24 protein-coding genes are annotated in these 23,472 nt (G+C 54.4%); 2 read left to right on the top strand and 22 right to left on the bottom strand.

Features of this window, described 5'->3' with window-relative positions:
• Positions 1–5: 5 nt before the first annotated feature.
• Positions 6–1,091 (top strand): glycosyltransferase family 4 protein, encoded by a 1,086-nt coding sequence (locus A9179_RS20520; protein WP_262410628.1) that lies wholly within the window; start codon positions 6–8, stop codon positions 1,089–1,091.
• Here A9179_RS20520 and A9179_RS20515 read toward each other — a convergent pair.
• The 13 genes from A9179_RS20515 to A9179_RS20455 form a co-directional block, all read right to left on the bottom strand.
• Complete coding sequence (locus tag A9179_RS20515) at positions 1,088–1,873, bottom strand: glycosyltransferase family 2 protein (protein ID WP_187808042.1); 786 nt, start codon at positions 1,871–1,873, stop codon at positions 1,088–1,090. The genes A9179_RS20520 and A9179_RS20515 overlap by 4 nt on opposite strands.
• Complete coding sequence (locus A9179_RS20510) at positions 1,870–3,786, bottom strand: acyltransferase family protein (RefSeq protein WP_187808041.1); 1,917 nt, start codon at positions 3,784–3,786, stop codon at positions 1,870–1,872. The genes A9179_RS20515 and A9179_RS20510 overlap by 4 nt, the downstream gene beginning before the upstream one ends.
• 6 nt (positions 3,787–3,792) lie before the next feature.
• Positions 3,793–4,608, bottom strand: coding sequence for a glycosyltransferase (locus A9179_RS20505; protein ID WP_187808040.1), 816 nt, complete (start codon positions 4,606–4,608; stop codon positions 3,793–3,795).
• A gap of 45 nt (positions 4,609–4,653) precedes the next feature.
• Positions 4,654–5,850, bottom strand: a complete 1,197-nt coding sequence (locus A9179_RS20500) for an NAD-dependent epimerase/dehydratase family protein (RefSeq protein WP_187808039.1) — start codon at positions 5,848–5,850, stop codon at positions 4,654–4,656.
• A gap of 16 nt (positions 5,851–5,866) precedes the next feature.
• Positions 5,867–7,300, bottom strand: a complete 1,434-nt coding sequence (locus tag A9179_RS20495) for a glycosyltransferase (RefSeq protein ID WP_187808038.1) — start codon at positions 7,298–7,300, stop codon at positions 5,867–5,869.
• A complete protein-coding gene (locus A9179_RS20490) occupies positions 7,300–8,094 on the bottom strand; it encodes a hypothetical protein (RefSeq protein ID WP_187808037.1) in 795 nt (264 codons plus the stop codon). The genes A9179_RS20495 and A9179_RS20490 overlap by 1 nt, the downstream gene beginning before the upstream one ends.
• The gene (locus A9179_RS20485) at positions 8,091–9,137 is read right to left on the bottom strand and encodes a sulfotransferase domain-containing protein (RefSeq protein WP_187808036.1); all 1,047 of its coding nucleotides are present in this window, start codon (positions 9,135–9,137) and stop codon (positions 8,091–8,093) included. Before A9179_RS20485 ends, A9179_RS20490 begins: the two co-directional genes overlap by 4 nt.
• 8 nt (positions 9,138–9,145) lie before the next feature.
• A complete protein-coding gene (locus A9179_RS20480) occupies positions 9,146–10,498 on the bottom strand; it encodes an ABC transporter ATP-binding protein (RefSeq protein WP_187808035.1) in 1,353 nt (450 codons plus the stop codon).
• Entirely contained in the window at positions 10,498–11,295 is a 798-nt protein-coding gene (locus A9179_RS20475) for an ABC transporter permease (RefSeq protein ID WP_187808034.1), read from the bottom strand. Before A9179_RS20475 ends, A9179_RS20480 begins: the two co-directional genes overlap by 1 nt.
• Before the next feature lie 7 nt (positions 11,296–11,302).
• Positions 11,303–12,286 (bottom strand): GDP-L-fucose synthase, encoded by a 984-nt coding sequence (gene fcl, locus A9179_RS20470; protein WP_187808033.1) that lies wholly within the window; start codon positions 12,284–12,286, stop codon positions 11,303–11,305.
• 14 nt (positions 12,287–12,300) lie between these two features.
• On the bottom strand, positions 12,301–13,422 hold the full coding sequence (gene gmd / locus A9179_RS20465; protein WP_187808032.1) for a GDP-mannose 4,6-dehydratase: 1,122 nt from the start codon (positions 13,420–13,422) through the stop codon (positions 12,301–12,303).
• A 72-nt stretch (positions 13,423–13,494) separates the two neighbouring features.
• Entirely contained in the window at positions 13,495–14,646 is a 1,152-nt protein-coding gene (locus A9179_RS20460) for a glycosyltransferase family 4 protein (RefSeq protein WP_187808031.1), read from the bottom strand.
• 79 nt (positions 14,647–14,725) lie between these two features.
• The gene (locus A9179_RS20455) at positions 14,726–16,156 is read right to left on the bottom strand and encodes a mannose-1-phosphate guanylyltransferase/mannose-6-phosphate isomerase (protein WP_187808030.1); all 1,431 of its coding nucleotides are present in this window, start codon (positions 16,154–16,156) and stop codon (positions 14,726–14,728) included.
• 458 nt (positions 16,157–16,614) lie between these two features.
• On the opposite strand from A9179_RS20455, the gene A9179_RS20450 reads away from it, so the two are divergent.
• Positions 16,615–17,319 (top strand): hypothetical protein, encoded by a 705-nt coding sequence (locus A9179_RS20450; RefSeq protein ID WP_187808029.1) that lies wholly within the window; start codon positions 16,615–16,617, stop codon positions 17,317–17,319.
• Here A9179_RS20450 and A9179_RS20445 read toward each other — a convergent pair.
• The 9 genes from A9179_RS20445 to A9179_RS23065 form a co-directional block, all read right to left on the bottom strand.
• Positions 17,316–18,746 (bottom strand): hypothetical protein, encoded by a 1,431-nt coding sequence (locus tag A9179_RS20445; protein WP_187808028.1) that lies wholly within the window; start codon positions 18,744–18,746, stop codon positions 17,316–17,318. The genes A9179_RS20450 and A9179_RS20445 overlap by 4 nt on opposite strands.
• A 415-nt stretch (positions 18,747–19,161) precedes the next feature.
• Positions 19,162–19,521, bottom strand: coding sequence for a hypothetical protein (locus tag A9179_RS20440; protein WP_187808027.1), 360 nt, complete (start codon positions 19,519–19,521; stop codon positions 19,162–19,164).
• A 76-nt stretch (positions 19,522–19,597) separates the two neighbouring features.
• Positions 19,598–19,828 carry a hypothetical protein gene (locus A9179_RS20435; protein WP_187808026.1) on the bottom strand — a complete coding sequence of 77 codons (231 nt, stop codon included), beginning with the start codon at positions 19,826–19,828 and terminating at the stop codon, positions 19,598–19,600.
• 165 nt (positions 19,829–19,993) lie between these two features.
• The gene (locus tag A9179_RS20430) at positions 19,994–20,416 is read right to left on the bottom strand and encodes a hypothetical protein (RefSeq protein ID WP_187808025.1); all 423 of its coding nucleotides are present in this window, start codon (positions 20,414–20,416) and stop codon (positions 19,994–19,996) included.
• Complete coding sequence (locus A9179_RS20425; protein ID WP_187808024.1) at positions 20,416–20,670, bottom strand: hypothetical protein; 255 nt, start codon at positions 20,668–20,670, stop codon at positions 20,416–20,418. Before A9179_RS20425 ends, A9179_RS20430 begins: the two co-directional genes overlap by 1 nt.
• On the bottom strand, positions 20,670–21,041 hold the full coding sequence (locus tag A9179_RS20420; RefSeq protein ID WP_187808023.1) for a hypothetical protein: 372 nt from the start codon (positions 21,039–21,041) through the stop codon (positions 20,670–20,672). The genes A9179_RS20425 and A9179_RS20420 overlap by 1 nt, the downstream gene beginning before the upstream one ends.
• Positions 21,042–21,145: 104 nt before the next feature.
• A complete protein-coding gene (locus tag A9179_RS20415) occupies positions 21,146–23,107 on the bottom strand; it encodes a hypothetical protein (protein ID WP_187808022.1) in 1,962 nt (653 codons plus the stop codon).
• Positions 23,107–23,322, bottom strand: a complete 216-nt coding sequence (locus A9179_RS20410) for a hypothetical protein (RefSeq protein ID WP_187808021.1) — start codon at positions 23,320–23,322, stop codon at positions 23,107–23,109. The genes A9179_RS20415 and A9179_RS20410 overlap by 1 nt, the downstream gene beginning before the upstream one ends.
• Complete coding sequence (locus A9179_RS23065) at positions 23,319–23,453, bottom strand: hypothetical protein (RefSeq protein ID WP_256578161.1); 135 nt, start codon at positions 23,451–23,453, stop codon at positions 23,319–23,321. The genes A9179_RS20410 and A9179_RS23065 overlap by 4 nt, the downstream gene beginning before the upstream one ends.
• Between the last annotated feature and the right edge of the window lie 19 nt (positions 23,454–23,472).

Genomic DNA, 23,472 nt, shown 5'->3' with positions numbered 1-23,472 from the left:
CGCAGATGTTGAGAGTAGGTGTCGATTGCAGGCCGCTAAGCAGGCCTCTGTCAGGTATAGGTCGTTATACTTGGGAGTTGTTGAGCATTCTCACCGACGCGCAAGACGTGCAGTGGTTTCTCTACTGTGACCAGGCCTTCGACGCGCCATTCATAAACAAGTCGAACGTCACCGTGCGCCTCTCCGGACAGATCGGCACACTGGCCGAGCACTTCTGGTACCAAGTTGGCGTACCGCGTCAGCTCCGGCGCGACGCAATCGATGTGTTTTGGTCGCCACGACATCACCTGCCGCTGTTTATGCCCTCATCCGTACGGACCGTCGTGACGATCCACGACCTGACCTGGAAACGCTTCCCCGAGACGATGAAGCGCCTACAGTACTGGTCCGAGCGTCTGCAGATGCCGCATTCGCTGCGTCAGGCTGCGCGTATTATTACCATCTCCGAGTCGAGTCGCAGCGATCTCGAACACTATTTTCCCGGAGCCCGGGACAAAATCCGGGTCATACCCAGTGGCGTGACTCGCCTGCAGCCAGGAGCCTTTACACGTCCTCTGCCGCAGCAGTACCTCTTGTTCGTCGGTACGCCCGAGCCGCGCAAGAACATTCGGCGCATGCTCGGGGCTTATGCGCAACTTCCGACCACATTGAGGTCATCTTATCCGTTGGTGCTGGCGGGTGGGCATGGCTGGCTGGTTGATCTCGAACAGTGGGTTGAGGAACTAGGTATTCGGCCGGATGTAGTTGTCCTCGGGGCCGTCAGCGCGGACGAGCTTGGATACCTGTACTCGCAAGCCAGACTGCTACTGATGCCTTCGCTCTATGAAGGCTTCGGCTTGCCGATACTAGAGGCTTTTCAGTTCGGCGTACCGGTTGTCACTGGCAATTGCAGCGCGATGCCTGAAGTCGCCGGTGGTGGTGGGTGTCTGGTCGATCCGTTGCAGGTCGCGAGCATTTGCGCCGGTATCGAGCGGCTGTTGATCGATCAGGATGCCTATGCAGAATGCGTTGCTCGTATTCCCGAGCAGCTCGCACGATTTGATTGGAAGCGAACAGCGCGGAGTACCCTTGAGGTACTGGTTTCTACTTAGTCATTCCTGTGAATCAAAAGGTCGCGTAGTTTCTTGATGGGGGTAAACAGGGAGAACTGCATCGCCTTCTTCAGGGTGAGAAAGAATGCATAGTAGATCCATGCCTCCAGGCGACCGCACAGCCCGTTGCGGATGACTGAGTCACGATACTGCTGCAAGCTTATCGTGAAGTCGCGATCACTCAGGCCGCCGAGCGACATATTTGCCAGTACGGCAGGCACGACTGCAAACTGCTCACCAAGAGCCAGTGCCCGATGGCACCACTCCGAGTCCATGGCGTGCGTGTATTGTGGCTTATAGCCACCCACCCGCGCATAGGCGGCACGGGAGGCGAACAGCGAAGGGTGGAATACCCACATCCTGTACTTTAGTGCCGCGGGGGAGGGGTAGCGCGTGTAGCTGTAGCCACTGTCGGGATCCAGATAGCGTATAGCGCCACAGAGAACTGAGGCTTGTGGATGACGTTTGCGGCTCTCCAATACCTGGCGCAGGGTGTCAGGCTCCCAGATATCGTCGCTGTTGAGGGTGGAGACAAATTCACCGCGAGCCCGCGCTATGCCTCGATTGAAGGCATCCGCAATGCCCTTGTCGAGACCCGACTCCCAGTAATGAAGCTGATCTTGATGCGCCGTGATCTCATCCAGAGTTCCGTCGGTAGAGCCACCGTCGATAACGATGATTTCCAACTCCTCGGTTTTTTGTGCCATTACACTGGCGAGTGCTCGGCGGAAACGCAGCTTGTCATTCCTGACGACCATAATGACGCTAAGTGTAATGCTCATCGAGTGAGTGTCTTCAGGTCTTCAATATTGGGAAATTGTTCTTTTATTCTGCTTGCGATTAGCTGGGCCCCAGCCATAGAAAGATGGCTGTCATCGAGGTAGAGCATCTGGTTGTTGCTATCGACGATGCTGCATTGGTCTGGGCACTGTAGCTTGATGAAGTCAACGAAGTTTAGCTTTCCGTCAATTTTCTTTCGGATGTTTTCATTAACCATAAACTCATGTTCGCGTATCAAGTGATTCGCACGCTCAATTCCTAGCTTCATAGAGGTAGAGGAGCTGAGTATGGATGGGAGTGAATTATGAAATCTGATTCTTTGCCCAATTAGATAGATGTCGAGTTTTTTTGTTTTGAAGAAACTATAGAAGTCCTCAATCTTGTAATAATGGCCGTGCGCCCAGTTTGATGAGAGAATGATGCCCGTATAGTTTGGGTTGTTGACGAGGTTGTCGAGAGCGAGTTGGTATAGATGAATACACTCGGCTTGCTTCTGATTCTCGAAACGTTTGGGGAGCTGAAGCAAACACCCTGGCAAGGTGAGTTGGCCAAAATATATATCTGGGTAAGCTTTGCTGAAAACAAGGTATGCATCAGAGGCAAAGCTGTCGCCAATAATTAAATACGACCTCTTACCCTTTGGCGGGTTTGAGCAATAATCGGCGTCGTAAGTTTTATAGGTGAATGTGTTGGGCGGGAGGTTGCATCGGCCTGTTCTTAATGCGGTCTGTCGAGACTCCCATTCCTTATCTAGCCCTTTCGAAAAAATTTGCATTTCCTGTGGGACGCGTGACTTTAGGCCATCCATGCCCCAGTAATGCGCGCCAATAAAACAAATTGCCAGCATAGAGGCGAAAGTCATTGCTAATGTATTAGCTTTGAAATGGCTGGAGCGCCCGGAATGGAAGCGAAATTTCTTTTCCACGCTCTCGTGCAATAGAGCGCCGCCCACTATGGTGAGCGTTAGGAGCACTCCGGTGTCGGCTATTGATAGACTGTAGTCCGTGGCAATTTTCCAGAGCACAATAAGTGGCCAATGCACTAGGTATATGGAGTACGACCTGCGGCCTATCCATTGGGTGAGCCGTGTAAAAAAGGATTGGCTGTTAGTGCTGCTTTGGCAGGCCCAGATGAATGTCGAAGTGCAGACTGCGGGTGCTACTGCGCTAATGAGATACCGACTGGAGTGAGTGATGAAATAGGCGAGCAGAAGAATGAAGAAAATGCTGGCGAGACTGACGAGTCTCTGAGTATTGCCGGGGCGTGGAACGGGAAGTAGGGCGACAATGGCACCTAGCGCAAACTGATAGGCTCGAAAGGGGGTCAAAAAGAAAACGGCTTCCGGTTGGCGATTGGCGTAATAGAGTGCGGCCAACAGAGACAGTCCGCCGACAATCAGTACCGTGTTTTTAAGTCCATTATGGCCCAGGCGTCGTACGGTGAGGAAGACGAAGAGTGGCCATAGCAGGTAGAACTGCTCTTCAACGGACAACGACCAAGTATGTAGCAGGGGCTTGAGTTGGGAGTTGATATCGAAGTAGCCCGAGTCGAGAAGAAAGAAAATATTCGACAGAGACAAGACAGCATAAATGGCGCTGTGGCCGAGGTTTTCCAAGTCTGCTGGGGCGAGGATTAGGTATGCGCCGGCCAGCGTAATGAGTGTGGCGGTGAAGAGTGCCGGGAGTAGTCGTGCTGCTCGTCGAGTATAGAATCGATAGAAACTGAATTTCCCCGCATTGATCTCCTCGGCCAGATTACGTGTAATTAGAAATCCAGATATGACAAAGAATATGTCGACACCGATGAAGCCACCTTTGAACAAGTCGATCTCAAGGTGAAAAAGTACGACAAGGGAAACTGCCAGTGCACGAAGGCTCTCGATAGGGGGGATGAATTTTCTGGCTTGGATATGCATCAGTTATTATCGGCGAATTAATGTGGGGTGGATGCGCGTCTTGATGAAGTTGGGGAAATGATTAAGCATTCGGTAAATGCCTGCAATCAAGATGCCGCTGGTTTCCCCTCCAGTAATTCGAAGCGCTTCTGCATGGTAGCCCTCAAGAGCGCTAGACAGTTGCCCAGGATGCTTTCTGAAACAACCGACAAGGGCGTTCAGGGTCCACAAAGTATGATTCTCGGAAAAACAGTGCCATAGATAAAAGTCACCCGCATACCTGTAGCTTTTCAGGCGCGAGAAATCTATGTCTGCCAGCAGAGAACGTGACCAAAAGGTGCTTTCCTGCTGGATGTGATTGTTATATTGACCATAGAAATAGCTCTGGATGAGTTGCCGAGGGTAGCCGAATGGCAGTTTGGAGGAGGTAATAACTCCGTCAACGTCCATGAAGCTGTTCCAGCCGGTCACCCAGCGGATATGTGGATGCTTCGAGAATGCTTGCTCAACAGCGATCAGGGCGCCGGGTAGCAGGATGTCAGAGGCATTGAGGTAGCCCACGATATCGCCTTGCACTAGCCGCAATCCTTTGGCCAATGCGTCATACATGCCAGTATCTGGTTCACTGTAAATCGATATGGAAATATCTCGCTTGGGACTCATGCAAGATGTGCTTGCTACTTCCTCTCTAAAACACTGGCAGATCTGCAAGGTGTCATCCGTGGACTGGCCATCCACGATAATGAGTTCGAGTGGGGCATGCAGCTGTTGTGATAGCAGGCTACGAAGGGTGTCCCCGATATAGGGCGCGGCATTGAATGTGGGGATAACAATACTGATCATCTAGTCCAATGCAGGCCCGTTGCCAAGCCTGCATCTGCTCGAGCGTTAGTGAGTAGCCGGCTTGCCTGCCTTGTTCGCTGCAGTCCATGTCGAGTAGCACGGGATTTTGCTGCGATCACAACGATCAGCATATTTCTTGGCAATGCAGGTGACTTCGTCCAGCAGTCCATCTTCCAGCTTAATCGGGTTCAGACCGAGGTTGAGGAAGGTCTCGTTCTCGACGATCAGATCGTTTTCATCGGCCTCGTTGCGCGGGTTGGGCACCAGCTCAACTGTGGCGCCGGCGATGCGTGCAACCATCTGGGCAAGGTCGCGCACACGATGGGTTTCGGTCATCTGATTGATGATCTTGACCTTTTCCCCGTGCTTCGGCGGGTTGTTGAGCGCAAGCTCGATGCACTTCACCGTATCTTGAATATGGATGAAGGCACGGGTCTGCCCGCCAGTACCGTGCACGGTCAGGGGATAGCCGACGGCTGCCTGTGCCAGGAAACGGTTGAGTACGGTGCCATAGTCACCGTCGTAGTCGAAGCGGTTGATCAGGTCTTCCGATAGCTTGGTCTGTTCGGTCTGGGTACCCCAGACAATTCCCTGGTGCAAGTCGGTGACACGGGTCTTGTCGTTCTTGTTGTAGTAGGAGAAGAGCAGCTGATCCTGCGTCTTGGTCATGTGGTAGATGCTGCCAGGATTAACTGGGTACAGAATCTGCTGTTTGATCTGTTCGCCACTGTCCGTGGTGACATTCACTTCCAGGTAGCCTTCTGGGATTTTCATGCCGGCGGTGCCGTAGCCGTAAACGCCCATGGTGCCCAGGTGGATCAGGTGGATGTCCAGACCGGACTCAACAACCGCCGCCAGGAGGTTGTGGGTGGCATTGATGTTATTCGAAACGGTATAGCGCTTATGCTGCGAGGATTTCATCGAATAAGGTGCGGAACGCTGCTCGGCAAAGTGCACGATAGCTTCTGGCTTCCACTCTTTGATCAGATTCAGCAGGCGGTCATAGTTATCGGCAATATCGATGTTGTAGAACTCGATATTCTTTCCGCTCAGCTCTTTCCACTTGGAGAGACGCTTGCCGATTGGGCGAATCGGGGTCAGCGAGTCGACCTCCAGTTCGTTATCGATGTTACGACGGGAAAGATTGTCGACTATTGCAATCTCATGCCCCTGTGCCGAGAGATGCAGGGCGGTTGGCCAGCCGCAAAATCCGTCGCCACCGAGAATCAGTACTTTTGTCATATGCATCTCCAAATGTTTAGATCAGTTTTCTATAGGGAGTTCCAAGCGGGAGCTCCGCTGGTATTGCGGTTGATTGTTGCTCTTCGAAGCTGTGCGCAGAAGCTCTACCGCTCCGAATGTCCATGAAAAATTTATCTGGTGAAACCTCCTCCAAGAATCTGCGGCTCCGTGCCTGGGCATTTTTCTGATAATGGTCGTAGTTGTCCGCGATCTTCATGATGCAGTTGATAAAGTCGCTGTTGGATAAGTAGCTGACGGACAGGCCGGCTTCCTGAGCGATGTGGCTGGGAAAGGTCGCCTCCGTGGTAATGGCGATCTTTCCGTTTGCCAGTGCCTCGAAAATGATGCCGGAGCTGCGTACGGCATAACGACTGGGGTCGTAGCAAAGCAGCAGGACGTCGGATCGGCTCAAGGCGGCGTCGTAGTCTGCGGGGCTTTGTGGCCGGGTAATGATATGCAGGCGCGAGTCACTAATTGACATGAGCCTGTCAACTGCAGCCTTGATGGCCGGGGCATAGCCCACAATCTGCGGAGAGGCCTGCAGTTCGAATCGAATATCGTCGCGCTTGCAGGCGGCGAGGAATTCCTCGATGGCGCCGGCAAGATAAATAAAGCCTTTCTCTTCGCGGGCCGCACCTAGATAGGAAAAGGTAATTGCCCGTGTTGGCCGGGCCTGAGCTTCGCCCGGCAGGGGGCTTTGAGGAATGAAAAGAGGTTTGACCGGTGCGGACCACTGTTGTGACAGGTGCTCGGCCAGCAAGTCGTTCTCGGCATGCAGGAAAACCTGGCGGTCAATGAGGTTGAGAGACCGGAGGTAGCGGATAGAGGTGGCCGCGGTGATGGTCGTTTTATTGTGCGGCATTATGCCTTCATCGTAAGGAGTCGAAAGATGAAGGCTGGGCAGTGTGTGCCATTGCTCTGGGGGCAACGACTTGACGAAGAGCTCGACGATAGTGAAGTAGGTTTGAGCATCGCTGGTGTGAAAGAAAATACTGTCCTCGGGGGAGTACGGATACTTTTTGAGCGTATGCATGAGCTCTTCATGCTGGCGCTTTGTCGGTGCCTGTGGTGCATGCGATTGCGCAGTGGCGGAAATGAGCCGGTCAAATGGCTTTATTCTCCGCAGAACAGTCTTCGCCATGATTCGCAAAGGTGCCGGCATGCGCATGTACAGTACTTGGGCTTTCCGATAGAGCCGGCTTTTGGGGGGCGGCTGAATCAGGCTCGCACTTTTTTTGGCTTGCGCATAAGCGTCATAGGTCCCTTCGGAAAATGCGCGCTCAATGGTCACATTCCCCGAGAGGTTGTAGTCGCCATGCGGAAGGCGCTTGCTTACCAGCCAAATAATGCGCAAGTCGTGCTTGCTGGCGGCTTCGCTGAAGGTACGGGTCAGCGAAAAATGGTGGCCTTGAAAGCTGGATAAGGCCGGGTCAGCGATGAACAGCTTCATCAGAAATAGCTCCAGATTTCCTTGTGAGGTACAAGGTTGAAAGGTGGAGCCAAGAATTTGGGATCAATAGCAAAGCGAGAAGCACCCTCACCGATGCCGCAGTTATAAATAATGCGCTTGGCCGTGGGCTTGTGTGTGCGCTTATCCAGTGCCGTGAGCAAGGCCAGTGTTTCATCCCAGGCAAAGAACTTGGTTAGAGTCTCGGAGGGAAGGCGTGGCGGGGTCACGTCGAGACGCTCCAGGATTTCCGGCGTCAGCGCGTCACGGGTAAAGGCCAGGAAATCTCTTTCATACATCGAATAGCAGTCGATCAACTTGCTGAGATAGGGAGCAAGTTTTTCCGAGGTCGTGGCCCAGCCCCAGCCTTGGAAGCGTGAGCAGTAGCCACTCTCTTCAGCGACCAGGAAGGGGTGGCCATAGACGGAAAACACCTGCTCATCATGCTCGACGGCCTGCAGCTCCGAAATAAAGATATCGACTGCATCCTTAGTGGGGAAGCAATCGTCCTCAAGGAGGATGATGTACTTGTAGTTCTGCACGGCATGCTGCATTGCCAACAAGATCATCTTGCGAAAGCCCAGTTGGCCGCGATGATAGAACTTGTTCCGAACCTGGTAGTCGTCAGCTATTTTGTGACAAAGGGCAATCTTGTTGCGCAGGTCGGAAATACCCTGGTCACCATCAATCCAGAGGTCGACTTTGTCTATGTGCCCTTGGATTTTCAGGCTTTCCAGAGTGTCAGCCAGAAGAAGAGGTCTGGTGTGTCCGAAGACAAGTATTCCGAGTTCGTTCATGTGTGATCTGCAGTATTGGAGATTTCGATAAGTTGTCTGTAAATGTGCCAGGCTTTTCGTGGGGTTCGGAGAGCGGACTGTTTGGCCAATAGGTCAACGTGTCTTTTGATCTTCATGAGCGACTCTATTTCTCGGCCCATGGCGCTGTTGCTCTGCTTTAGCTCGGTCAGTTGCGCATCTGTCTCCCGCTGTTGACGCTTCATCTCATCAAATTTTTTTCTGGTGGCTTCTAGGTCTGCAAGAAGTTCGGCTTTTTCTTGTTCCAGTTTTTGTATGCGTGGTTGGGCAGCAGCATTGGCGCGCTGGAACTGCTTGTTGAACTGGCGGCCGAGCGACAGGAAGAATGGAGCGTATTCGCTATTGAGAAGCGCGGGGGTGTTATCTGAGTACCCCATGGCTTTCATTTGTTCGTGGTTCGTCATCCAGAATGCAAGCTGCTCTTCCTCTGACATCCGATGGAGCCAAGAGTCTTTCTTGCCGGAGTTGAAGAATTTCGGATTGATTGCCTGCAGTTCTTTGAATGAGGGTGCTTGCTGTTTTGACGCGGGGATCCCGATAAAGTCGGCTATGCGAGGATAGAACTCTTCCGGGGCGCTGACGAGATCTTCAAATTTTATCAGCAGGGTGTTTGGCCGGGTTTGAGGTGACCAACTGTTGACATGCTCCCCCCATGTACCGAAAGCGGCTGCGCCGGTAATGACGTCGTACAGAGCAAGCGGAGAGGAATAGAAGTTCTTCAGGTACTTGTGGTAAGAGACGGTGCTCTCCCGGCCATCGCGCACAAGGTAGATTGCCTTGTCAGTTTCGTTCTGCGGCGGAGTATGTGTCTTTATGACGTAGATGTTGTCGCTAAGGCGGGCATGCGCCAGGTCAAAATTATCCGGGAGATGCTCGTGGCCGACAACTTCTGACGTGGGTTGATCCGCGGCGATGTCATGGGTGTCATTATGAATGGAGTAGGTTCTTACTCCAAAAATGCTATTCAGGAGTACCCTGAAATACGTATTACCACTGCGGGGGTAAGAGGCGAGCCAGATGATCATCGATTAGCCTAGCAGACAGGGAATTCTAGTTGGTTGTTATAAGAGTCAATAAAGACCGTGTCGATTCCGGAGTACAGGCCGCCGTAAATGCGCTGTGACGAATCCATGACTTTGAAACAGTATGCGTCGACCTTCCGGTTAAGAACTTGTTGTTCACCATTGGCAAATGAAGAGATGCCATGGTTGGTGAAATATACGCCGCCGGGGAATCGAGCATGAAACTCAAAGGATGCGGTGATCTTCTCGCCTGGCATGAGTTGTTTACAGGTCAGGCCTTGCGTATATGAGCGTGTCGATTCTATCGAGCAGATCGCGAGCCCCTTCTGGTTCTTTATTTCGAAGCCGAAGGCGACGTTTGAGAAGGTCTTCTGCGAGCGGGATGTGTAGGTGACGACATATTTGTAGCGCTGGCCAAAGACCAGTACGTTCACCGGTTTGCCGCTGTCGTCGAGAATGAGTGGTGTGTCTATGTCGATATCTTCATTTCGATATTCAATGAGCGATTTGGGGGTGAAGTTATCGATGTGATATGCCGAGTTCGGCGAGTGGGTGGCCGCGGGGGTATGCTGGTCGGGCACATTGCCAGAATCTTTAAATGTTGCCTTGAGTATCTTTTGCGTCTCGGGCGGAGAGTAGAGGTATTGGTGGTATTTTTTTACTATCACATTGGCTGGGCCGTCGCAGATGATTTCGCCGGCATCCATGAAGATGGCGCGCTTGCAAAGTTGGGAAATCGAATCGATTTCATGCGAGACATAGATGATGGTCTTGCCGGCCTCGAAAAATTCCTGCATTTTGGCGTAGCACTTGCGCTTGAACAGCGCATCACCAACGGCCAATATCTCGTCAAGGATGAGAATGTCTGGGTCGACATGAATGGCCACGGCAAAGCCGAGTCGAGACTTCATGCCGCTGGAGTAAGTGCGAACGGGCTGATCTATGAATTCATTGAGTTCCGCGAATTCAATAATCTTGGGCGTTGCCGCAGCGACCTGTGCGCTGTCCAGGCCAAGCAGGGTCGAGTAGAACGCGATGTTCTGTCGCCCAGTGAACTCTGGGTTGAATCCTGCGCCCAGTTCCAGCAGTGCCGTGATCTTGCCATTCACCCGGATGCTGCCGGTATTGGGTTGTAGTACGCCACTGATGAGCTTGAGCAGGGTGGACTTGCCACAACCGTTGCGGCCCAGTATTCCGATAATGTCGCCCTTGCCAATATCTAGGCTGAGATTCCTGACTGCATAAAAGTCGCGATGGTATTTCCTGGCGAGCGGATGCAGCGCTTCCTTTAGTCGATCGGAGCTCGACTTATAAAGTTTATAAGCCTTGGATACGTCTTGTATGCTGATGGCAAGGTTATCCACTAGATCACCTCTGCGAAATGCGGTTTCAATCGTTTAAAGGTGATCGCGCCAATAACGAGTGTAATGGCTGTGATGGCCCAATATGCCAGCATGTCTTCGGGGCGCTCCCAGAAGTAATGGCCGCCGCTGAGACTGTCCCGATAACCGGTGACAAGGTAGTTTGCCGGATTCAGGCGAAGCAACCATTGATGCTGTTCTGGCAGGGTCTGCGCGTTCCAGAATATAGGCGTTAGCCAAAGGCCGAACTGGGTGATCACCGCGATGCCATTCGTGATGTCGCGTACGAACAGGCTGGCGGCAGAGGTAATCCAGCCAAAGCCCATTAAGAAGACTGCCATGCAGAGGTAATAATAGAGCAGCTGCAGGTTGTGGAGGCCGAGGGTAAAGCCATTGAAATGGGCCAGCAGTAGCATCAGCGTTACAAGCACGGCATGAGGAGGCAGTGAGCTCAATAGCTTGACCAAGGGCAGGATGCTCAGGCGGAATTCAATTTTTTTCACAAGAAAGGAATAGGATCGAATGACACCGGTTATCGAGATCAAGTTGGAGGAGAAATATAGCCAGCAGGTCATGCCGCTGAGAAGGTATAGGCCAAAAGGAATTTCGGTATTGTTTGGAGTATGTCGGAAGCCAAATGCAATAACGCCATACAGCACGCTGACGAAGAGCAGGGGCTGCAGGTAATTCCAGATGAACCCCAAATAGGAGCCTTGGTTCTGCTGCTGATAGTCTCGCTTTACAAGCTCGAGAATTATATTTCTGAGCTTGTAAAGGTCTTTGGTGAAGGTGAAAAGCATAACGGGCCTAGAGCCGAGTAGTGTGGTTGTGCTGGTGGGCCACATACCACTCATATGCAGACGCCAGCCCTTCCTTCAGTTCAATCGAGGCCTGCCAGCCAAGTCGTTTCAAGCGGCTAACATCCATCAGCTTTCTAGGCGTGCCATCAGGTTTGCTGGTGTCGAAGACCACTTTGCCACTGAAACCAACGACTTCGGCCAGGGTCTGGGCCAGCTCGTGGATGGTGACGTCAGTCCCGGTACCCACATTGATGTGGGACAGCATGGGCTGCGTGTTGGCCTGATAAGTATCGGTATCGATATTCATGACATGCAGGCAGGCTGCAGCCATGTCATCGACATGCAGGAACTCGCGCATGGGCGTGCCTGTGCCCCAGATCACTACCTCTTCAGCCTTGGCCTGCTTGGCCTCGTGGAAACGGCGAATCAGTGCCGGAATCACATGGCTGTTTTCCGGGTGGTAGTTGTCGTACGGACCGTAGAGGTTGGTCGGCATAACCGAGCGGTAGTCGGTGCCATGTTGCCGGTTGTACGACTCGCAGAGCTTGATGCCGGCGATCTTGGCTACCGCATAGGGCTCGTTGGTGCTCTCCAGTACGTCGGTCAGCAAGGCGTTTTCCTGCATGGGCTGGCTGGCCAGCTTCGGGTAGATGCAGGAGCTGCCGAGGAACAGCAGTTTGCGAACCCCGGCTGCGAACGCCTGATGAATGACGTTGCACTGGATCATCAGGTTTTCGTAGATGAAGTCGGCCGGATATTCGTTGTTGGCATGTATCCCGCCGACCTTGGCGGCGGCCAGCACGACGTAGTCGACCGGGTTCTCCTGGAAAAATGCCTGGACGGCCGGCTGCGAGGTCAGATCCAGCTCGGCGTGGGTGCGCGTGATGATATTTTGGTAACCCTCGGCCTGGAGCTTGCGCACGATGGCGGAGCCGACCATGCCACGATGACCGGCCACGTAGATACGGGTGTTGAGAGGGAGCTTGTGCATATCGGACTCCCCTCTTACTCGTGGTAGGACATGATCTTGTAGCCGCTCTGCTCGACCAGCGCATCACGCTGCGCCAGCTTGAGGTCTTCGCTGATCATTTCGGCCACCAGCTCCTCGAAGCTGATCTTCGGTTCCCAGCCTAGGTCGCGCTTGGCCTTGGAGGGGTCGCCGAGCAGGGTTTCCACTTCGGTCGGGCGATAGTACCGTGGGTCGACGCGCACGATGATGTCTCCGGCCTTCATGCCGGTCACGGCCTCGTTGGCCACGTCGACGACCACGCAGACTTCTTCCTCGGCCTCGCCGCGCCACTCGATGCTGACGCCCAGCTCCTTGGCCGAGACTTCGATGAACTGGCGTACCGAGTACTGGCGGCCGGTGGCGATGACATAGTCGTCAGGCTTGTCCTGCTGCAGCATGAGCCACTGCATTTCCACGTAGTCGCGGGCATGGCCCCAGTCGCGCAGGGCGTTCATGTTGCCCATGTACAGGCAGTCCTGCAGGCCTACGGCGATACGGGTCAGGCCGCGAGTGATCTTGCGGGTGACGAAGGTTTCGCCGCGCAGCGGCGATTCGTGGTTGAAGAGGATGCCGTTGCAGCCGTAGATGCCATATGCCTCGCGATAGTTGACCGTCATCCAGAAGGCGAACTGCTTGGCAACTGCATAGGGTGAACGCGGGTAGAAGGGCGTGGTCTCCTTCTGTGGGATTTCCTGCACCAGGCCATAGAGCTCGGAGGTCGAGGCCTGGTAGAAACGGGTCTTCTTTTCCAGGCCGAGGATGCGTATGGCTTCGAGAACTCGCAGGGCACCCATGGCATCAACGTCTGCGGTGTACTCGGGGGACTCGAAGGAAACAGCCACATGGCTCTGGGCGCCGAGGTTGTAGATCTCGTCCGGCTGGCACTGCTGGATGATGCGCACCAGGTTGCTGGTATCGGTCAGGTCGCCGTAGTGCAGGATCAGGTTGCGGTTCTTGGTGTGCGGATCCTGGTACAGATCGTCGATGCGATCGGTATTGAAGGAGGAGGCGCGACGCTTGATGCCATGAACTTCGTAGCCTTTTTCCAGCAGGAAGCGCGCGAGGTAGGCGCCGTCCTGTCCCGTTACGCCAGTAATGAGTGCAACTTTACGGGGCATGGTGTCTTTCCTTGTTCGGCCGGGCATTCCGGCGGATAACTAATGAGAAATATAGGCTCGTAGTGGCCGGGTTCAGGACGTGGGGGTAGCCACCCTGCTGCTGTTCTGGCCGTGCTGGGCAAGCAGTTGTCGGTAGAGGTTGTCGTAACCTTCCGCCATGCGTTTGGCGGTAAAGTATTCCCAATACCGGTTTTCTGCCTGGCGTCCCATCTGCTTGGCCTGCTCGGGATGTGCCCACAGGTGATCCATGGCCTGTCGGAAAGCCACGGGGTCGCTCGGGGGGACTACCAGCCCGGTTTGCGCATGCTGGTTGATGTAGCTAGTGCCTGTGCCTATCTCGCTGGAGATCATCGGCTTGCCGTACATGGCGCCTTCCAGCAGGGAGATGCCAAAGGCTTCCGAGCGCAGGTTGGAGGGGAAGGTAACGGCATAGCAGAGGTCTAGCAAGGCAACCTTGTCGTCGTCGGATACGGCGCCGACAAAGAAAACGTTATCCAGTCGGTTGGCTTGAGCCTGGGTCTTGAGCTCCTCCTCAACCGGGCCCGCACCGACTATCACTAGCTTATAGGGCGCACCTTTCATCGCCTCAAGTAGGATATGCAGCCCTTTGTAGTAGCGTAGAACGCCCACGAATAGGAAGAATCGTTCGCCACAGAGTTGCCGCCAGCGATTACGGTTGGCTGGTGAGGGCGCGGGGTAGGCAGCCTTGTCCAGCCCTATGGGGATCACTCGGGTTCTGTCGCAATGTCGCCGAAGGACCGGGCTGCTGTACAGATAGTTCGGTGATGTTGCCACTATGGCGTCGACGCTGCCCAAGAAGCTGTGCATCAGCGGGCGATACAGTTTGAGTAGCGTCGCCTGGCGCACAATGTCGGAGTGGTAAGTGACCAGACTGGGTTTGTTCGGGCGGCTGGCCAGATGCACCAGATCCATGAAGGGCCAGGGGAAGTGGTAGTGGATGATGTCGGCCTCCCTAGCCAGCTTGCGGAACATGCCTAATGCTGAGAGGGAGAATCCAGTAGACGCTATCTGCAGGTTCAACTTGGCCTTGTAAGCCTTGTGACTGCCCAGATCGACAGGCTGCGGGGTGGCTTGTTTGCTGAGCGAGAGCACATCAGTGCTGATGCCCAAGTCGGCAACGCCGCTGGCGATCTGAAAAATGACCTGTTCGACCCCGCCGACAGAGTCGGGATAATAGGTCTTATAGAAGTGCAATACCTTCATCGGTAGTGTCTTGATTCGTCAGAGACCGGCCAGCCCGAGGGCTCTAGCAGGTGCTTATGCGGTAGAGAGTCCGGATGGCTTATGACCGGCCGTACTTGTCATCGAATCGCACGATGTCGTTTTCGCCCAGATAGTCACCGCTCTGCACCTCAATGAGGACTAGCTCGATGACCCCGGGGTTGGCGAGGCGGTGCTTGTGGCCCGCGGGAATGAACGTCGATTCGTTGCTATTCAGGATCAGCTCGCTATCACCATTGATGACCAGTGCTACGCCGCTGACCACAATCCAGTGCTCGCTGCGATGATGATGCATCTGTAGGGAGAGTGAGGCTCCAGGCTTAACGACGATGCGCTTGATCTTAAAGCGCTCGCCTTCCTCAAGTGTTGTATAGGTTCCCCAGGGGCGATGAACAGTGCGGTGCGCCAGATAGGCCTCATGCCCGCTGTGCTTGAGTTGCCCTGCAATGTGTTTGACATCCTGGGCATGTGCTCTATGCGTGATTAGAAGCGCGTCGGGAGTGTCCACCACGATGAGATCCTGTACGCCAACGAGTGCCGTCAGGCGATCAGGGCTATGCACGAAGTTGTTGGTCGCAGAGTGCTGCACTGTCTCGCCGGTGAAGCGATTGCCCTGTGCGTCAGCCTTGACTAGCTCGCTCATGGCGGACCATGAACCGATATCGCTCCAGCCGATGGCGCAGGGAACAGTCGCGACATGATCGGAGCGCTCCATCAAGGCATAGTCGATAGAGACGTCCGGAGCCTTGCTGAAGCTACTGGCATCAAGGCGGAGCCGTTGGTCGTTATCCGAGTAGGTCGAAGCTGCGAGCGTGGCCTCCACTGCATCAAGTACATCCGGGGAGTGAGCTCGCATCTCATTGACCAGTACGCCGGCCTGGAAGCAGAACATGCCCGAGTTCCAGTAGAAGTTGCCGGCAGCGCAATAGCCTTGTGCGGTCGCCAAATCCGGTTTTTCCACGAAGCGCGTGACGCGCATGCCTTGCTCAAGGTTGCCGCTGGTGTCGGCTTCTATATAGCCAAAACCCGTTTCGGCATAGGTCGGCTCGATGCCGAAGGTCACCAGATAACCCTCCTGAGCTAATGCCTTGGCCTGCTGGGCTGCATTGGCGAAGGCTTTTTCATCTTGGATCAGATGGTCGGCAGGAAGCACCAGCATGGTGGCATCAGGACCGTGGCGACGCAGTAGATAGAGCGCCGCACTAGCAATGGCCGCTGCTGTGTTACGGCCAGTCGGTTCGAGAATGTAGTTGAGCGCAATTTCTGGCGACTGTTTGACTGTCCGGTAGAGGTCTTCGGTGGTGAAGAACAGCTCTTGATTGGTAACGGTCAGGATGTCGTTAACGCCCTCAAGGCGGGCCGCCCGAAGCAGGGTTTTCTGGAGCAAACACTGGCCGTCAGGCAGCGGCAGGAACGGTTTCGGGTGCTTCTCGCGGGAGGCGGGCCACAGGCGGCTACCAGCGCCACCGCAGATAATCACGGGGTACAACATCTATCGTCCTTAAGGCTCGCCTATCAGGCTGATCACTAGTGCCGAATTATCACTTGAAAATGACGTGGTCGGTCGATCACTGCGACGGAGGGCATTCCTAGCTGCGCAGGGCGCAAATAATGTGTGAAAAACCACACAATTTAACCGCATTTCTGGCCGGCTGGCCAGAAATGCAAAAGCCCACCAAGTGGTGGGCTTTTATACGTATGGTGCCGGCACCAGGAATCGAACCCGGGACCTACTGATTACAAGTCGTAGCCCAATGCACCGAGGCTCGTCCAGTCTAGACCCTGCAAGACCCGGATACAACAGCCTAAGCCATTGAATATACTGGGCTTTGATCAATTTTAGACCGGCCGCTCCATACAGGCACTGTACCTCTGCTGTACCTCTGCCAATCTCATGTGGACTGGTATTTCATTAATGCCGAGGCTCGGCTTTGCTGGGGGGCGAGCATCATGCTCATTGCGAATAGTTTCGAGGAGCTGGCGGTTAAGCTTGCTGTTATGGAGGTTGGTGTTCCGGCGCGCTCAGAGCGGCGCCAGAGCCATCACGTGGAGCGCTACTGTATTGCCCATCTGTTATCGACCCTGCCGACTACAAGCCTTGCTTTCCCTCTGATTCTCGTTCACCGGGATAAGCCTGACTTCCACCTGTCGATGTCAGATAGCTCCATAGGTGTGGAGCATACAGAGGCAGTCCCAGTTAACTTTGCACGTGGCCAGGCTATGCGTGAGAGCGGGCTTGGACCGGATATCTACTTCACACCGCATTTCAAGCCTGGAGAGGCGAGAAAGGCGGCTGAGATTCTACGAAGCGATATCGAGGCGGATCTACCAGGAGAAGGGTGGTGTGGTGATTCTCCGGAGCGCGAGTGGGCTAGTGCGATGGCCTATCACGCAGCGGAAAAGCTTCCTAAGGTGGTGGAGGGCGGCTTTGAGCGGTACCCCAGCAACTGGCTACTCATCTATGACAATTGGCCTCTCCCTGCTGTGGACTATGTTGCCGCCGCGTCGTATCTGGCTCCGTTACTGGTGCAGATGGAGGCTTTTTCGATTTTTGATAAGGTCTTCATCCATGACGAGTCATGGCTATGCGAGCTTTCAGAGGCTGGTGTGGCCATTCACAAGCTGGTTAAGCCTTGCTCTTTGGGGCGCGCCTAGGCCGAAGACGCCTTGGGTGGTTGCCACCCTGCGACAGGCCCAACGTGCACATCAATGCCATATGCATACTGGTCTTGGTGATAGGGAGCGCCGATATAGAGTATTGCATCGCAGGACTGGGCCAACTCGCGGTAGAGTTTGTTTCCGGTGGCGCAACTATACAAAAGCGCGATGCACATATTTTTGTGCTCTGATCTTGCAATCACTTTTATATGTAGCGCTCTATCGTCAGGCTCACCGACTTCAACACTCCAGCCTGCGTTTCGCAGCGGGCGGACCAAGTCATTTATACATTCATCCTGTAGGCGAGCCTTACGAAGCAACACTCCGTCATCTGTGGGCATAATTGGTACTGTCCGCCCCTCCGAGTGATACATCTTCTCTTCTAGATTTTTTATGACGAACTGGGCTTGGGCTTGAAGTAAGGCTTGTTGCCAGAGCAGCTTGCTGTCTTCGCTCATTTCTGGGAAGAAGAGCGAGACACGATGTGATTCATCATGCCAAGACTCAATCACTCCCAGAGTAGCCAGAGCAACAACTAGTCGGCAGAAGTTTGCGGAGTTTTGCCACTCGGTTGAAGTGCCATGGGCAAAAAGATGCCGATTTAACCATGTCACTCCATCATATTCTCCTGTTCGGCAGAAGAATGAGTCTTTCAGCCAGGAGCGGAAAGTTTCGAAGACGAAAACTCGCTCATCTTGGCCATATAAGTAATTTGTAGTGAGATACTCTCGTGGCACCCACATATCGTCGAAATGCAGGCGTCCTGCAAGGGTGCAGGCTCTATCAATGATTCGATCAACCTGGTCTGGAATCGGCAGGCTTGCCGTCGAGCCAGATATCCTTTGAAGCCCACCTTCTATAACGGGGATCAGTGCAGCGATACTTGATGCTCTATGTCCGGAGTAGAAGGCTAGATATGCTTCTCTAGCAATAGGGGCGAAGTCGGCTAGGCTTCTGGAGCTTGGAATAAGCTGTGCGATGCAGACAGCTTGAAATGGCAATGTGTAGAGAGTTGATGTGTGATAGTCGAATAGTTTTATTGATTCGTCTTTTGATCGGTATTCTACATCTCTGAGTAGCTCGCTAATTTTTCCCTGAGCGATCCAGAGCGGGCAAAACCACTCCATCTTTTTCCATAGGCCAGCCTGGTGGTCGGCAGCTTTTCTATTTTCTAGCCACTGCGAGTCATTTTCATGAAGAACTTTGGGAAAGCATGCTGCGCCTTGATTTGTAGCCAATACGATGGCTCGAACTGGTCGGAATGCTCCGGCGTCCTGCTCCGTTACGCTCAACACATGCAGTCCTGCTTGATTAGCCCAATCCGAAACAAGTTCCGTACTAAGGTCGCTTAAGGCAGGTAGAGCTAATGCGCGGCGCCATATTCCTAAAAATTTCTGCTTCTCTACATTAAGCGGCTTGCTCATCTCACTAATCCTTTGGGAGCAGGGCAGCGGTTTTGTAGTTATTTTTAGTCGGGAGATGATCCCCACCTATTAACCTTTCGAGGTGGAAGCTTTTCTAACTCATGGTCCCACTGAGCTTTCATCGGATGTTGATTGATGATGTCCCCGATGCTCTTCCCGCAGTGTCTGCAAACAACAGCCTGCCGCTGAACCTGCTCAGCGCAATAGGGGCACGTTTTAAGAGCATGTGCCGGCTGGGCGGGTAGGTGCCTCGGGGTTGCTGACATGGCTGCTGCAAACAGCAGGGCCAGAGGGCCAAAGAGGCATCCCAAGAGAAACCACCCGATAGCGCTACGCCCCTTGGCCAGGGCGATAACCGCGCATATCACTCCCATCACTAGCCAGCAGAAAACTACAAAGCCCATAGCGGATGTCCCTATTCCGGTTTTTTGAGTGGTTGCCACGATTTCGGAAGACCGGTGCCTAGACCGCAGTTCAGGCACTCCAAGCCTTTCTCGTCGACGGCCCGCACGAAGGCGTAGGTTTTTCCCTGTGTGTTTGTGAGCAAGAGCTTTTCGGCCTTGCTCTCGGCGCTCCAGACCTCCGCGTGCATGACGCGGTTCCTGATCATATCCACTTGGGAAACTGTGGCTTCGCTTCCTGCAACCTGTATCACAACGAGCGGCCCCATGAATCCGCTGACGGCTGAATAGCCACCGTCATAGTCATTCCCACAGCCGGCCAGGACGGCCATAGCTGCAGTAAGGGTGCAGGCTCTCAGGTACTTTACGGGCATATCTCTATTCCATGTTGGCTACTACTGGCGCATCCTCGCGCTAAATCGCCGTGACAGAAGCCTGTCAGATGAGTTTTCAATCCGCTAGCTGGACTTCGAATGCGCCCAGGCCGAGCTCTTCAATCAGAGCGGCGAGCTTATCGAGGCTTTTGAAGATGCGGTTACCACCGCGTTGCCTCTGGAGGGGATGTAGCTCGCTTCCGAGCTGGATCTGCAGCAACCAACCATCGGCGGCCTTCTTTATCACAGTGCGCTGCACAATGCCGGCAGCTACGTATTGGCGCAGATCGGCCTCTTTGACTGGCATGGGCCACCTTTTCTCGGGGCTGAAAAAGCGAAGGGAGGCGGCCCGTAGGTCCTCCTCCCTCTCACTAGCAGCAGAGCCTCTACATACTCTGTTGCGCTGCTGTGGGTCAGTATATTGGTGCCGCGAGATCCGTCAATAGATCAATATTGATTTATCAAAGTTTGTCTATTGATTATTCGCGAGCCTGACTCCGAGCTCACTGGCCAGTCGTTCTCGCTCGAGCGTCCTATCGTCAATTGCGTGTGCCCAGCAGCTTTCTGCAAGCTCAATCCGCGCCTGCGGCTCGGTTTCGCCCAAGATCTGCAATAGCACCACTCGGATCAGTTGTTCATCTGTCATAAGGGCGGTAGCGCGGATACGGTGCCGCTCTGGAGCGTCGGCTGGCAGGAGAGGGCTGCAGACCATTAGGTTTATCTCCAGCGCCTGCAGGCCGGCGTACAAAGTTGATCTCCAGATGGAACTGGCCAGCGCCTCCGTTGCCATTTCTATGCTCTCGCCAAGGATCGCCAACAGGGCAGCCCTAGCTGCCGCATCACTGGTGAGCAAGGCAACAACGCGCAAAGGGTCTCCTGCTTTTCCAAGACTCATCAACTCCCTCCAGCCGCAAATGCGGACAGTAACAGGGCCATCGAAAGGCCCAAGAAAATGCTGGTGAACTGCTGCTTTTGATTGGCTTGGTGGCGCTTGTGAAGCGCAGCTATTGCAGTAGCTGTAGCCATCAACAGGAGGGCCAGGTAGATGCTGTGTGCGGGGAATGCCGTTAGCCACGAGACTGCATTAGCTGCCGGAATTGAGAGCAGCACCGATGCAAACCAGCTACGTCGCACGATTGAGGCGTTCATCAGGCTTTCCCCCAATACGGCACAGTGACGGGCGGCAGCATGCCGAGCACCTGCTCGTAGTGTTCTTCGTGGATATCTTCCCGGCGGGCATCGATCCCGGCTCGCCTATTCAGCTCGCTGACGATCAGGAACCAGTCGATAGCATCTAGGTCCGGTGAGCTAACTGGCCGGATTTCTACGGGAGTGCTTCCAGTCTTGACCCGGCCACAGGCAATCGCACTCAGCTGTGGTCGCTGATGATGAGGATCGCCCCTGAGCAGCCAGCACAGGTCTTTGTGCATGGCTGCTTGATCCAGGATGTAGCGGACGTCGATAGGGGTTTCCCAATGTGACGCGTAGTCGGCGGTTAACCAGGCAGGGAAGCTGAACATGATGGGCTCCAGTAGGTGTTCGAGCTGCCTGTTTACTTCGCTGCTATGCGTGCCAGAAGCTATTTTCCATTCCCGGCCTGGGGCACTGAATTTCGGTGCAGCGGTCATGTCGGATCTTTCTCTGAGGGACGGTTCTTCTGGCTGCGAGGTATGCGCCCTGTAGCGAATCGATCACTGTTGCTGGCAGGTTGGTTCAGTTGAGGTGGGCGGGCGAGCCCCGGATTGGACGTCCAACTGCGGGTTCTTGCAGATGAGTAGGCATCCTGCATGATGGTTGATCGGCCAGGGTGTTGCTCCGTTCGATTTGCGCCACCGCCTCCACCATTGTTGTTGCGCGGCCCAGGACGTTTACCTTTACTCGCGTCTGACCCAAGGCCTATTGAGGACAGAGATCTCGCGAGTAGGTTGAGGGATGCACTGACCGCCTCTGGGCCAGAAACCACGCTGCTTCTTGCGGTTCTAGCCAAGGCGCTAACGGAGACGCGAGTCATTGAGGCTGCTAGCCAGGTGCTGGCAGCCAGAAGGACGCCGAAGACCATCTGCAGAGCGCCATACAGCAAATCGAGGTCAGCCCCACCGCCTTGCCAGCCCGCTGAAAGTGCCGCTTGTGCCAGTGCAACCGAGCTCATCGCTACGGAGGCTGAGACTGCAAGTAGGTGAGCGAAGATGATGCACAGCACAGGGAAGAACAGTCTGCCAAACCACTGGGCCAGGCTCTCTACCCCCATTATTGGAGACATGGCTAGTGCAATGGGGCTAGTAAGGAAAACCAGCCAGAAAAAGCCGGCTTGGGCGGCCACATAGGCGGGTAGAAGAGTCTGAAGCTCCAGCCAGCCCAAGTATGATTTGAGCATCTGCCAACTGGCGACGGTGCCTGCAAAAAGAGTATTCCAATGGCCCGGCTGCTGCTCTGGCCCCCCGGCAAAAACAGCTTGCTGGATCTTCATCCAGGAGCGGCCTGCTGCGATGGAGCCCGCCTCGGTATCTGTGCTCTGTCCATTGGATGCGCGGTTGTCCCCGATCTCGGTGAAGGCGCGGTATGCCTGCTCCGCTGCGAACTGAGCAACCTTATAGGCCTCTACGCATGACATGGGGTTGTATCCAAACCCTGCCTCTTTACCTCCTTCCGGGGTCCAGACTACTGCGTGAGCTACCAGGTTCTCACGAATGTCCTCGGGGGCTTCTGAGAGGCTGAGATAGCCGAGTTTGGCATCGGACTGACCGGAGGCGAGCGCGGCCCAATGCTCTTGAGTGGGTAGGGTGTATGGGCGGGAGCTAGCTACAAACACCCGGTTTTCTTTCTCTAGCGCCGCAAGACCCTCTGCGCGTCGTGTTCTGATGGCGTCTGCATCCAGGACGCTGTTGATCGTGTCCACGCCGCCCGTGTTGTTGGACCAAGGATTGAGGGCTGCTGCTATATCGGCGAGCCCGCGACCGACAATTTTGACTTGTGCCCATCTGCTGACTTGATCGTCAGGTATGCCCAGCCCCGCACCGCCAAGGAGGCCAATTGCATGATAGGCCTGTACTTCTGTGCTACTCGCTGGGTTTGCATAGAGGTTTGGAGAAGGGGAGCACTGCTCGTTGTAGTCACGGATCAGTCTGCCTAAATCGCTATTGGCGTACTGGGCAGCAGTGCGTTGAACGCTGTGGTCGACCAGGGCAGCTGTTGGAATGAACTGTCCATCCACGTTCACAGTCGCCATGGTCTTGCTGATGGCGCTATTGAGCGTCTGGTTGAAGCTCATGATCAGGTTGTAGCTAATGCGCTGGGCGTGGGTAGTTTGGACGGTCGCGCCGCTGGTCAGCGTAAGCGTGGTCGGCTGTAAGCCGTAGGTGATCATCATGAATATAAAAAGACCGCTACCGACTGCGCGCCATGGGCCATCGAAGGGGATGCGCAAGATGATGATGGTCATGGCTATGTAGCCAACAGCGATTAGCCACCCACTGATCTCTGCGCCAATCATGGCCACAAATGGCTCTGTAGCCAGCAAGAGGAAGTCGACCACGCCATCGAACAAACTGAACAGCCACGATAGGCCGGCTAACGAGTTGCTATCCATTACGCATCTCCCTCCCTGGTCGTCTGCGCTGCATCAGCTGTTGGCGTGAGCCGATAGAAGAGAAGGACGCTCAGCACCAATCCAGGCGTATGGGCGAATGGGCCCAGCCAGGGGAAAAGCGACCGTCCATGGACCGCTATCCAGGTGCCGACGATGTAGCTTGCAGCGAGCAGAGCTAGGCGGAGCGGCGAGTAATCGTGGCCGAAGAGCTTCATGCCTGATGCTCCTGGCTGGATTCCTGTTTCCTTTCCTCAGTACGGCGCTGTTTCTTAGGCTTTTTGCGCTTTCTCGGTGTGTTGCTGCTTTCGAGACGATTAAGCATGTTCAGAAGGCTGCGGATGCTCATGGGCTTTTGTCCTTGCGTG

The sequence above is a fragment of the Pseudomonas alcaligenes genome, from assembly GCF_014490745.1.
Lineage (GTDB): Bacteria > Pseudomonadota > Gammaproteobacteria > Pseudomonadales > Pseudomonadaceae > Aquipseudomonas > Aquipseudomonas alcaligenes_C.
Note: the sequence above shows the minus strand (reverse complement) of the source record. Positions and strands in the feature narration are given on the sequence as shown.